This is a genomic window from Methylobacterium phyllostachyos (assembly GCF_900103445.1).
Taxonomy (GTDB): Bacteria; Pseudomonadota; Alphaproteobacteria; order Rhizobiales; family Beijerinckiaceae; genus Methylobacterium; species Methylobacterium phyllostachyos.
In genome coordinates, this window is record NZ_FNHS01000001.1 from 409,436 (window position 1) to 418,743 (window position 9,308).

Consider the following 9,308-nt stretch of genomic DNA (forward strand, 5'->3'; position numbering starts at 1 on the left):
CCATCCTCGCCGTCCTGCTTAAGCCAAGCTTAAGGCGGCTGCCCCCGCCGAACAAGGAATAGTCACTCAGCACAACTTGACCTAATCACGGCGGTGCGCTGGCACCCCGGGCCGGAAGATGCACTCCGAGAACAACGGCACGAACATTCCTCTGGTCGAACGCGCCAACTTCCGCTCGACCTTCTCCGGAAGCGCGACAGCTGCCAAACCGGCAGAGGCTTCGGCCTCGCTATGGCAAAGGTAGGACTCGGCCCAATCGCGCAAGCGTGCCAACCAAGGGCCGAAGCGTCCTGAGGGGTGGCGTGCAGGATCACGGTTGCAATTGACCGACCGACACCCTTCACACCCCCTTGAGCAGCCACCGCAGCGGCAGGGCGACGGCGGTGAGGCTAACCACGCTCGTTGCCCAGATCAGGACGAACCAGCCTAGCTTGCGCATCAGTGGTACCCCGCTTCCGCCGTGACCTTGCCGCGGAACAGCCAGTACACGTAGGCCGTGTAGGCCAGGACCAAGGGCACCAGCACCGCCGCGCCGTAGAGCAGGAATGCCTGCGACTTCGGGTGCGTCGCCGCCTGCCAGATCGTGACGCTCGGCGGCACGATGTACGGCCACATGCTGATGCCGAGCCCGATATAGGACAGCAGGAAGAAACCCAGCGCGCAGAGGAAGGGCGTGACCTCCTCCCGTCGCTCCAGGGCATGGGCGAAGCGCCACGCCAGCAGCCCGACCAGGATCGGCACCGGCGCGCCGACGAACAGGCCGGGCAGGCCGAGCCAGCGGTCGCGGAAGGGCGCGCTGATCGCCAGCATCGTCGTTGAGACCACGGCGATGAGAACGAGCGTCGCCACCGCCAGGGGCTTCGCGAGGTTGTAGGCGCGGATCTGCAATTCGCCGGTGGTCTTCCCAATCAGCCAGCACGCCCCGAGCAGGCCGTAGCCCACGACGAGGGCGATCCCGGTCAGCACCGAGAACGGCGTCAGCCAGTCCCACCAGCCGCCCGCATAGGCGCGGCCGTCGATCCTGATGCCCTGGACGAAGGCCCCCAGCGCGATGCCCTGGAAGAAGGCGGCGACGTAGCTGCCCCAGGAGAAGGCCCGGTCCCACCAGAGCTGCCCGCGCGGCGTCGCCATGCGGAAGCGCATCTCGAAGGCCACGCCCCGGAACACCAGGGCGAGCAGCATCAGGATCAGCGGCATGTACAACGCCGGCAGGATCGTGGCGTAGGCCAGCGGAAACACCGCGAAGAGCCCGCCGCCGCCCAGCACCAGCCAAGTCTCGTTGCCGTCCCAGACGGGGGCGACGGAGTTCACCATCACGTCCCGCTCGGCCTTGCCGCGCACCGCCGGGAACAGGATGCCGAGGCCGAGGTCGAAACCGTCCATCGCCACGTAGAGGAACACGGCGGTGGCGATGAGGATCGCCCAGATGAGGGTGAGATCGAGGTCCATCGCGGGCTCTCCTCACTCGGCCGGCTGCAGGTGCGCGTCCCCCGCCAGGGCGGGCGCCGGGGTGATGCCCGCCGTGCGCACCGGCTGGCCGACGGGCGGGCCAGATTCGTGCGGGCGCGGCGTCTGGTTGAACAGGTGGAACAGGTACCAGATGCCCGCCCCGAACACCGCGAAGTACACCACCGCGAAGGCCGCCAGCGAGGCCGCCACGGCGGGCGCGGCGATGGGCGAGACGCTGTCGGCCGTGCGCAGCAGGCCGTAGACCGGGAAGGGCTGGCGGCCGGATTCCGTCACCACCCAGCCCGCCGTCACGGCGATCAGGCCGGACGGCCCCATCGCCACGGCGCAGCGGTGCAGCCAGGGCGTCTCGAACAGGCGGCCCTTGTACCGCAGGACGAGGGACCACAGGCCGAGGCCGATCATCAGCATTCCGAGCCCAACCATCACCCGGAAGGCCCAAAACACCAGCGGCAGGTTGGTCGGCCACGTGTCGCGCGGCAGGTCCTTCAGGCCGGTGACCTTCGCGTTCAGATCGTGCGCGAGATAGAGGCTCGCGAGGCCCGGAATGCCGATCTCGTACTTCGTCTCGGCGGCCTGCGCGTCCGGCCAGCCGAACAGGATCGAGGGCGCGCGGGTGACGCTGTCGAAGTGGCCCTCCATCGCCGCCACCTTGGCGGGCTGGTAGTGGTAGGTGTTGCCGCCGTGCAGGTCGCCGAGCACCAGTTGCACCGGGGCGACGATCGCCGCCATCCACATCGCCATGGAGAACATCAGCCGGGCGCGGGGATTGGTCCGGTCGCGCAGCAGGTGCCACGCGCCGACCGCGCCGACGATCATCGCCGTCGTCAGGTAGGCCGCCGTCACGGTGTGGGCGAAGCGGTAGGGGAAGGACGGGTTGAAGATCAAAGCCGTCCAGCTCTCCGGCACGAACCGGCCGTCACCGTCGAGCGAGTAGCCCGCGGGCGTCTGCATCCACGAGTTGGCCGAGAGGATCCAGAAGGCCGAGAGCAGCGTGCCGCCCGCGACGAGGCAGGTCGCCAGGAAGTGCAAGCGGGGGTCCACCCGCTCCATGCCGAACAGCATGACCCCGAGGAAGCCCGCCTCCAGGAAGAAGGCGGTCAGCACCTCGTAGCCGAGCAGCGGCCCGAGCACGGGAGCGGTCTTGTCCGAGAAGACCGACCAGTTGGTGCCGAACTGGTAGCTCATCACCAGCCCCGACACGACGCCCATGGCGAAGGCTACGGCGAAGACCTTCAGCCAGTAGCGGTAGGTGTCAAGATAGACTGGCTTGTCGGTGGCGAGCCAGAAGGCTTCCAGCACCGCGAGATAGCTCGCCAGCCCGATGGTGAAAGCCGGGAACAGGAAGTGCCAGACGACCGTGAAGGCGAACTGACTGCGGGCGAGGTCGAGCGCGCTCGGGAGATGGTTGGCCAGCATCCGTGGGCCCTGCCTTTGGCGGGAATGGGGACATCCGGGAGGCCCGCCATGGACCGTACCGAACCAAGCATGCCGCCGGAACGTCGCCCCGCCTTCATATGCCGCAGCTCGGGCGTGTCAATACAAATTTATGATGCGAAGACCTACTCGATATGAATTTGCATATTGACCGGCATCGTAGCGAGGTCCACGGTGCTAACGACACTGTTTAAACGACGAGCGTTGTTCCATGAGTATCGAAACCGACACCGATCCGCCCGTGCCGCCGCCCGCCTGCCCGCCGATCATCGGCGACGTCGCCCCGAACTTTCGCGCGCGGACGACGATGGGCCCGCGGACGCTCGCCTCGTATCGCGGACGCTGGCTGGTGTTCTTCTCCCACCCGGCCGACTTCACCCCCGTCTGCACCAGCGAGTTCGTCGCGTTCGCCCAGGCCTACGAGGCCTTTCGGGACATCGACTGCGACCTGCTCGCCCTGTCCGTCGACAGCCTTTCCTCCCACCTGGCCTGGAAGCACAGCATCGAGCAGCGTTTCGGCGTGCGGGTGCCATTCCCTATCGTCGAAGATCCCGCCATGGGCATTGCCCGGGCCTACGGCATGCTGCCGGCTGGCTCGACGTCGAGCGCCACCGTCCGGACCACGTTCGTCATCGATCCTGAAGGCATCGTGCGGGCGCTGGTCGCCTACCCGCTGACGGTGGGCCGCAGCATCGCCGAGATCCTTCGGCTGGTGCAGGCGCTCCAAGCCTGCGACGCATCGGACGTCTCGACGCCGGAGGGATGGCGACCCGGCGACCAGGTGCTCGTGAACCCGCCTCTGACGAGCGACGAGGTCGCCCAGCCAGGCGCTGCGGGGCAGGACTGGTACTATCGCTTGGGAAGCCTGTGATGGCCTCCGGCACGGACGAGGCGACGGCGATCCTGATCGCCGACCTGCTCAAGGTCGCCGCCAACCCGAACCGGCTGCGCATCCTGTATCTCCTGGCGGAGGGAGAGCGATCCGTCTCTGAGATCGAGCAGCAGCTCGGCATCCGCCAACCAACGCTGTCGCAGCAGCTCGGGGAGCTGCGCAACGCTGAGGTCGTGGCCACGCGGCGCGAGCACAAGGTGGTGTTCTACAGCCTGAGCGACGCCCGCATGCAGGCCCTCCTCGACGCGTTCGACGACATCCTGATCGCGGGCCGACTGCGGAGAAGCTTGCCCGCGCGAAGCCCCGATGCGCGAGCGCGGGCGCTCGGCCAAGCGGCGATGTTTGGTCAGGTCGGAGAACCTTGACGGGCGCTGTCGCTCCGTTCCTCGCGCCGCTCGCCGGCGCTGGCGCGCCGCTCCGAACACGTGCCTCACGGTCCGGAACCCTAGCTGTCGGCTGAGGGCATGCGATTGAGCCCGCATCGTCGACGCACAGCGAGCGGCGCCGGGACAAAGCCGGCGTCGCTTAGCTTCAGGCGGCTGCCTTCTCCGGCTTAGCCATCCATTCGCGTCCCTTGAGCATGGCCTTCCAGTAGATTGGAGGCAGCATCCGCTCCTTCAGGAGCCATGCGAGGTGGCTCGGCTTCGTCCCGTCGATCAGCCATGCGGGGAAGCTCGGCATGAGCTTGCCGCCGTAGCCGAACTCCGCGAGCAGGATCTTACCTCGCTCGACCGTGAGCGGACACGAGCCGTAGCCGTCGTAGGCGACCTCGGCCCCGCGCAGGTGGCCCATCTCGACGAGGAGGTTGTGGGCCACCACGGGCGCCTGCTTGCGCGCGGCGGCGGCGGTCTTGGCGTTGGGCGCGTTGCAGGCGTCGCCGAGCGCGTAGACCTCGGGGAAGCGACGGTGTCGCAGGCTCCCGGGGTCCACATCGACCCAGCCGGCGGCATCGGCCAGGGGCGAGACGCGGACGAAGTCGGGCGCCTGCTGCGGCGGGACGACGTGGATCATGTCGAAGCCGGTCTCAACCGTCTCGCTGCCGCCCTCCTCCGTCTTGCGCGAGAACCACGCGCGCCGGGCCGGACCGTCGATCCGGGTCAGGGTGTGATTGAAATTCAGGTTCGCGTCGTAGCGCTTCACGTAATTCATCAGGGCCGGGACGTATTCCTTCACGCCGAACAGGACTGGACCGGCATTGTAGAGCTCGACCGCGATGTCCCCGAGCCGCCCCTGCCGCAGCCAGTGGTCGGCGGAAAGGTACATCGCCTTCTGCGGGGCGCCGGCGCACTTGATCGGCATCGGCGGCTGCGTGAAGACGGCGCGGCCCGCCCGCAGGTTCCGCACGAGGTCCCAGGTGTAGGGGGCGAGGTCGTAGCGGTAGTTCGAGGTGACCCCGTTCCGCCCGAGGGTTTCGGCGAGCCCCTCGATGCCGGCCCAGTTCAGCTTGAGGCCGGGCGCGACCACGAGGCGGTCGTAGCGCACCACCCGGCACCCTTCCAAGATTACCGCCTTGCGCTCGGGCTCGAAGGCCGCAACCGCCGCCTTGATCCAGCGCACGCCGTTCGGGATCAGGGAAGCCATGGTCCTGGCCGTGGCGGCGGGCTCGAACACTCCGCCGCCGACCATCGTCCAGCCCGGCTGGTAATAGTGCACGTCCGCCGGATCGATGACGGCGATGTCGAGGTCGGGTTTGCGCGCCTTCAGGCTCGCCGCGACGGCGATGCCGCCGGCCCCGCCGCCGACGACGACCACACTGTGGAACTGGTCGGCGTGCTCAGTAGGAACCCGGCCGCCTGCCGCGATGCGCCGGACGACGCCGCTCAGATCGTATCCGGCCGCCTTGGTGGCAGCCAGGATGTCCGGAAGCGGCCGCGCAGCTGCCGCCTCGCCGAGCGCCCACAGCGTCGCGGAGCGGGTCCCGGTGCGGCAGAAGGCGAGCACCGGCTTCGGCAGGGCCGCGAGCTCGCCGCGGAAGGCCATCATATCCCCATCCGTCACCTTGCCCGACGTGACGGGTAGGTACCGCGCCTCCAGGCCGGCCGCACGCGCGGCGGCCTCCAACTCCGAGAAGCCCGGCTGGTCGCCGCCCTCGCCATCGGGGCGGTTGCAGATCACCGCCCGGAAGCCCGACTCGGCCGCCGCCGCGAGATCGGAGGGAGCGAGCTGACCCGTCACCGACAGGTCCGGGGAGAGGCGTTTGACGTCCATGGCTGGATCCTCATCTGATAGATTTATATTATGAGTTGCGATTTCTATAAATCATACGTTGACGTCCACTGCAAGAAGGTCCATCAGTGACGAAAGCGACGGTCTTTCATTTTGTTTTTTTATTAAATGAATGACAGTCGAGATCGGGGCTTGCCGGCCGCCGACCGGCTCGACCGGTCGTCGACAAGGCCCCTGGACGCGGAGGTCACCGCCGATGAATGCGCTTCCCGCCATCCTGTCCGGCTCAGGGGTCGGCTTCACGCTCGGACTCATCGGCGGCGGCGGCTCGATCCTGGCGACGCCGCTTCTGCTGTACGTGGTCGGCATGGCCCAGCCGCACCTCGCCATTGGAACCGGCGCGCTGGCGGTCGCGGCCAACGCGTTCCTGACCCTCGTCGGGCACGCCAGGTCCGGCAACGTGCGTTGGCGCTGCGCCGTCGTGTTCGCCGGAGTCGGCATCCTTGGCGCCCTCGTCGGCTCGACGTTCGGCAAGGCGGTCGACGGCCAGCGCCTGCTCTTCCTCTTCGCGATGCTGATGGTCGTCGTGGGCATCCACATGCTGCGGGGTCGCAAGGTTCAGAGTGGAACCTCGGAGCCTGTCGGATGCGGTCCGGTACCGAGTTGGAAGGTCGTGGCCGTCGCCTTCGCGGTCGGGGTCCTGTCGGGCTTCTTCGGGATCGGCGGCGGGTTCCTGATCGTGCCGGGCCTCGTCTTCGCCACCGGCATGCCGCTGATCACTGCGGTCGGCACCTCGCTGCTCGCCGTTGGTGCCTTCGGCCTCGCCACAGCAACGAATTACGCCCTGTCCGGAATGGTCGATTGGGCCGTCGCCGGGGAATTCATCGCCGGCGGCCTCGTCGGCGGTTTCTTGGGTATGCGGCTGGCCAACCGGCTCTCTGGCTACAAGGGCGCGCTCAACACGGTATTCGCCACCGTCATCTTCGGTGTCGCCGGCTACATGCTCTACCGCAACGCCGGCGCTTTCGCCGCGACGCCTTGACCGTCGCCGAGGCGGGCGCCCGGTGCCGCACCCGCTTCGGTGACCACCGGACGGCACCTTTCAGGAAAACCGCCATGACCCCCAATGTCGGTAGCATCGATCGCATCCTGCGCCTCGTCGTCGGCCTTCTGATCGCAGGCCTGGGCTACACGATGCTCGCCGGAGTCTGGGCCCTTGCCGCCGTCGGCATCGGCGCCGTGATGGCGTTGACCGCCCTCGTCGGGTTCTGCCCAGCCTACACGATCCTAGGGATCAACACCTGCCGACGCCGGCTTCCCGGCGCGTGACCCCACCCGTCCAAGGACGACCGACAGGAGACAAGCAATGACCGAAGCCCGTGGCCCCGAACCCGTCATCCAAGCCTTCTTCGACGAGCCCACCAACACGGTGAGCTACATCGTGGCCGATCCCGAGACGAAGCAGGCGGCCTTCATCGATCCGGTGCTCGACTACGATCACAACGGCGGCAGCGTCGACACTCGCTCCGTTGAGGCGATGCTGACGGCCGCCGACGAGGCGGGCTACACGGTGGTATGGACGCTGGAAACCCACGCGCACGCCGACCACCTCTCCGGCTCGCCCTACGTGAAGGCCAAGACCGGCGCAAAGATCGGCATCGGCGAGCACATCAAGGAGGTCCAGAAGATCTTTCGCCCGGTCTTCAACGCCACCGACTTGAGGACCGACGGCAGCGATTTCGACCACCTCTTCGTGGACGGCGAGACGTTCCGGATCGGCGACCTCACCGTCGAGGTGCTGTACACGCCGGGCCATACGCCCGCCGACATCTGCTACCGCATCGGCGGCCACGTCTTCGTCGGCGACACGCTGTTCATGCCCGATTTCGGTACCGCGCGGGCCGACTTCCCCGGCGGCGACGTGCGCACCCTCTATCACTCGATCCGCAAGCTACTGGCCCTGCCGCCGGAAACGGTGCTTCACCTCTGCCACGACTACAAGGCGCCTGGCCGCGACGTGTACGCCTGGGAGACCACGGTCGGCGAGCAGCGCGAGCGCAACGTCCACGTGAAGGAGGGCGTGAGCGAGGAGGAGTTCACCGCCATGCGCACCGCCCGGGACGCGACCCTGGCCGCGCCGCGCCTTCTGCTGCCGTCGATCCAGGTCAATATCCGCGCCGGCAAGTTCCCCCCGGCCGAGGCGAATGGCGTTCGTTACCTGACCATTCCGGTCAAACTGAAAGGCGGAGCGGAACTGGGTGTTTGACAGGGCTCATCGGTACTGGGCGTACCTGAGCCGATGATGGACCTCCTGCCTGCGCATCTCGTCCGGGCGGCCCTCGGCCTCGTGCTGGGTGCCGTGCTCGGGATGGTCGCGCGCCGGGGGCGGTTCTGTACGCTGGGCGCCATCGAAGATGCCGTCTATGCGCGCGACACGCGCCGCGCCCGGGCATGGCTGCTGGCGACCGGCATCGCCGTGCTGGGCACGCAGCTTCTGGAATCAGAATTCGGTCTCGACCTCGCCCGGTCGATCTATGCGGGGCCGCGCTTCGAATGGGGCGCGATGATCCTCGGCGGGACGATGTTCGGCTTTGGCATGGCGCTCGTCGGCACCTGCAGTTTCGGCGCGTTGTTGCGGCTCGGCGGGGGAGATCTGCGCGCTCTCCTCGTCCTCCTCGTGCTCGGCCTGTCGGCCTATATGGCGATCAGCGGCGTCACCGCTCTGCTGCGCGTGACGATCACCGAACCGCTGAGCCTCGATCTCGGCAGCCAGCGACTCGGGGCCTTGTTGAGGCTGGATCGGACCGGCCGCGTGACCTTCAGCGTCATTGCAGGCATCGGCCTCTGCCTCGTGGCACTGACGGGCAAAGACTTCCGTCGGACTCAGCGGCTCCTCATCGGCGCCATCGCCATCGGGGTAGTCATCGTCGCCGGGTGGTGGACGAACGGGAGCGCGGGCTTCGACGAGTTCGAAACCCGAGCAGTCGGCTCCTTCAGCTTCGCACGGCCTGTCGGCGATACCCTCCTCTATGCCATGCTCGCGAGCGGCACGCGGATCGATTTCGGCGTGGCCTCGGTCCTCGGCGTCGTGCTCGGGTCCTTCGCGGCGGCGCGCGCTGCGGGGGAATTTCACTGGGAGGCGCCCGATGATGCCCGCGAGGTAAAGCGCCACCTGCTCGGCGCCTTCCTGATGGGCACCGGCGGCGTCACGGCGCTGGGCTGCACCATCGGCCAGGGATTGAGCGGGCTTTCGACGCTGTCGGTCGGCTCGATACTCGCCCTCGGCGCGATCCTCGTCGGGGCTCGCGCGGGGCTCTACTACCTCGTGGACCGACACACCTGAGAG

General features: G+C 67.8%; 9 protein-coding genes and 1 pseudogene. 6 read left to right on the top strand and 4 right to left on the bottom strand.

The window, feature by feature from the left end; translation table 11 throughout:
* Positions 1–340: 340 nt before the first annotated feature.
* The 3 genes from BLQ49_RS01995 to BLQ49_RS02005 are packed head-to-tail and all read right to left on the bottom strand — an operon-like array spanning position 341 to position 2,886.
* Complete coding sequence (locus BLQ49_RS01995; protein ID WP_091712856.1) at positions 341–439, bottom strand: DUF2474 family protein; 99 nt, start codon at positions 437–439, stop codon at positions 341–343.
* Positions 439–1,449 carry a cytochrome d ubiquinol oxidase subunit II gene (cydB, locus tag BLQ49_RS02000; RefSeq protein WP_091712857.1) on the bottom strand — a complete coding sequence of 337 codons (1,011 nt, stop codon included), beginning with the start codon at positions 1,447–1,449 and terminating at the stop codon, positions 439–441. The genes BLQ49_RS01995 and cydB overlap by 1 nt, the downstream gene beginning before the upstream one ends.
* 12 nt (positions 1,450–1,461) lie before the next feature.
* Positions 1,462–2,886, bottom strand: coding sequence for a cytochrome ubiquinol oxidase subunit I (locus tag BLQ49_RS02005; RefSeq protein ID WP_091712858.1), 1,425 nt, complete (start codon positions 2,884–2,886; stop codon positions 1,462–1,464).
* 229 nt (positions 2,887–3,115) lie between these two features.
* Between BLQ49_RS02005 and BLQ49_RS02010 the strand changes: the two genes are divergently transcribed.
* Positions 3,116–3,775, top strand: coding sequence for a peroxiredoxin (locus tag BLQ49_RS02010; RefSeq protein ID WP_091712860.1), 660 nt, complete (start codon positions 3,116–3,118; stop codon positions 3,773–3,775).
* Positions 3,775–4,044: pseudogene (locus BLQ49_RS02015) on the top strand (ArsR/SmtB family transcription factor); the annotation flags it as partial. The gene BLQ49_RS02010 and the pseudogene BLQ49_RS02015, both read left to right, overlap by 1 nt.
* 283 nt (positions 4,045–4,327) lie before the next feature.
* Here the strand turns inward: BLQ49_RS02015 and BLQ49_RS02020 are convergent.
* Positions 4,328–6,004 (bottom strand): bifunctional protein tyrosine phosphatase family protein/NAD(P)/FAD-dependent oxidoreductase, encoded by a 1,677-nt coding sequence (locus BLQ49_RS02020; protein ID WP_091712863.1) that lies wholly within the window; start codon positions 6,002–6,004, stop codon positions 4,328–4,330.
* A 214-nt stretch (positions 6,005–6,218) separates the two neighbouring features.
* On the opposite strand from BLQ49_RS02020, the gene BLQ49_RS02025 reads away from it, so the two are divergent.
* From BLQ49_RS02025 to BLQ49_RS02040, 4 genes are all read left to right on the top strand, one after another.
* Positions 6,219–7,004: a sulfite exporter TauE/SafE family protein gene (locus BLQ49_RS02025; RefSeq protein WP_091712865.1), complete on the top strand. Its 786-nt coding sequence runs from the start codon at positions 6,219–6,221 to the stop codon at positions 7,002–7,004.
* A 74-nt stretch (positions 7,005–7,078) separates the two neighbouring features.
* The gene (locus BLQ49_RS02030; RefSeq protein WP_059407847.1) at positions 7,079–7,291 is read left to right on the top strand and encodes a YgaP family membrane protein; all 213 of its coding nucleotides are present in this window, start codon (positions 7,079–7,081) and stop codon (positions 7,289–7,291) included.
* Positions 7,292–7,328: 37 nt separating this feature from the next.
* Positions 7,329–8,228: an MBL fold metallo-hydrolase gene (locus BLQ49_RS02035; RefSeq protein ID WP_091712866.1), complete on the top strand. Its 900-nt coding sequence runs from the start codon at positions 7,329–7,331 to the stop codon at positions 8,226–8,228.
* Between the two features lie 33 nt (positions 8,229–8,261).
* Entirely contained in the window at positions 8,262–9,305 is a 1,044-nt protein-coding gene (locus tag BLQ49_RS02040) for a YeeE/YedE family protein (RefSeq protein ID WP_091712868.1), read from the top strand.
* Positions 9,306–9,308: the final 3 nt, after the last annotated feature.

Excerpts from the sequence above, each read along its gene's own strand:
- BLQ49_RS02010 (WP_091712860.1), top strand. The coding sequence starts at position 3,116 with ATGAGTATCGAAACCGACACCGATCCGCCCGTGCCGCCGCCCGCCTGC.
- BLQ49_RS02035 (WP_091712866.1), top strand. The coding sequence starts at position 7,329 with ATGACCGAAGCCCGTGGCCCCGAACCCGTCATCCAAGCCTTCTTCGAC.
- BLQ49_RS02020 (WP_091712863.1), bottom strand. The coding sequence starts at position 6,004 with ATGGACGTCAAACGCCTCTCCCCGGACCTGTCGGTGACGGGTCAGCTC.
- BLQ49_RS01995 (WP_091712856.1), bottom strand. The coding sequence starts at position 439 with ATGCGCAAGCTAGGCTGGTTCGTCCTGATCTGGGCAACGAGCGTGGTT.
- BLQ49_RS02005 (WP_091712858.1), bottom strand. The coding sequence starts at position 2,886 with ATGCTGGCCAACCATCTCCCGAGCGCGCTCGACCTCGCCCGCAGTCAG.
- BLQ49_RS02025 (WP_091712865.1), top strand. The coding sequence starts at position 6,219 with ATGAATGCGCTTCCCGCCATCCTGTCCGGCTCAGGGGTCGGCTTCACG.
- BLQ49_RS02030 (WP_059407847.1), top strand. The coding sequence starts at position 7,079 with ATGACCCCCAATGTCGGTAGCATCGATCGCATCCTGCGCCTCGTCGTC.
- BLQ49_RS02040 (WP_091712868.1), top strand. The coding sequence starts at position 8,262 with ATGATGGACCTCCTGCCTGCGCATCTCGTCCGGGCGGCCCTCGGCCTC.
- cydB (WP_091712857.1), bottom strand. The coding sequence starts at position 1,449 with ATGGACCTCGATCTCACCCTCATCTGGGCGATCCTCATCGCCACCGCC.